A 232-nucleotide genomic window follows, 5' to 3' on the forward strand; every position below is an offset into this window, starting at 1 on the left:
CTTCCGAACGTGCCGCTCCGGCCCTTCTCGACACCGTCGTTTCCGCCGAGGAAGAGCGCGGCGTCGCGCAGGCGCGCGCAGCGGCGCTCGGCGATGCGGCGCGTGGCGTGGTTGTCGGGCTGGCAGAAGACCACGTCGCCCTCGGCGATCAGGGTGCGCGCGGTCTGCGGAGTCAGGTAGCGCGCGATCGGGACCAGGGTGACGCGATCGCCGAAGGTCTCGGCGAGCTCCT

1 protein-coding gene is annotated in these 232 nt (G+C 72.4%); it reads right to left on the reverse strand.

Features of this window, described 5'->3' with window-relative positions:
- Positions 1-232, reverse strand: a 232-nt coding sequence (locus KZZ04_RS20920) for a hypothetical protein (protein ID WP_219424138.1), incomplete at both ends; no start/stop codon positions are given.

Origin of the sequence: Pseudoalteromonas sp. CR1, from assembly GCF_019392235.1 — a bacterium.
Lineage (GTDB): Bacteria > Pseudomonadota > Gammaproteobacteria > Enterobacterales > Alteromonadaceae > Pseudoalteromonas.